1 protein-coding gene is annotated in these 1,028 nt (G+C 70.7%); it reads right to left on the bottom strand.

Features of this window, described 5'->3' with window-relative positions; genetic code table 11:
• Positions 1–1,028: NAD(P)/FAD-dependent oxidoreductase (locus AC1DYN_RS32720; RefSeq protein ID WP_477967000.1), on the bottom strand; the 1,028-nt coding region annotated here is incomplete at both ends.

Here is a 1,028-nt window from a genome sequence, read left to right as displayed (position 1 = left end):
ACACAACGCAGGGCCGAACAACAGGCGGTCGCGCAGCGCCGAGATGTCGACGCCGCGCCCGATCAGGTCAAAATACCAGGGGCCGTCGGCCACGTCGCCATACAGCACGGCGCCCGTGAGGCGATTGCCATCGAGGACCAGCCGCTTGTACATGCCGGAGCGGCGGTCGCGCAGCACCAGATCTTGCGTACCCGGGCCGCCGACGATGTCGCCGGCCGAGTACAGGTCGATCCCGGTTACCTTGAGTTTGGTGGCCACGGCCTGCTGCACGTAGCGGCGGTGGCCGAAGCCGGCCAGGTGCGCCGCGCAGACACGCGCCTGCTCCCAGATCGGCGCGACCAGGCCGAAGGTCGCGCGGCGGTGCTGGACGCATTCGCCCACCGCATACACGCGCGGATCGTAGCTTTGCAGCGTGTCGTCGACGACGATCGCGCGCTCGACATGCAGCCCGGCGGCGCGCGCCAGCGCCACGTTCGGGCGCACGCCGGCGGCCATCACCACCAGGTCGGCGGGTAGCGTGACGCCATCGGACAGGCGCACCGATGCGACCTTGCCGTCACCCAGGATGGCCTCGGTCTGCACGCCGAGCAGGATGCGCAAGCCGCGCCGCTCGAGCGCGCCCTTGAGCAGCAGCGAGGCGTCGCCATCGAGCTGCTGGTTCAGCAGGCTGCCGGTCAGGTGCACGACCGTCACGTCCATCCCGCGTCGCAGCAGGCCATTGGCCGCTTCCAGCCCGARCAGGCCGCCGCCGATCACCACCGCGTGCCGACCGTCGCGCGCCGCCTGCAGCATGGTATCGACGTCAATCAGGTCGCGAAAGCCCACCACGCCCGGCAGGTCCGCGCCAGGTACCGGCACGATGAACGGCTGCGAACCGGTGGCCAGCAGCAGGCGGTCATACGCCACCTCGACGCCCGATTGCGAGCGCACGCTGCGGCGGCGGCGGTCGATGGCCACGACCGGGTCGCCCGTGTGCAGCGTGATGCCATGCTCGGCGTACCACGCGCGCGGATGCAGCACGATGTCGT

The organism is Rhizobacter sp. P2_D12 (assembly GCF_056404395.1).
The sequence above is the reverse complement of the archived record's forward strand: the minus strand, read 5'-3'. Positions and strand labels throughout refer to the sequence as shown.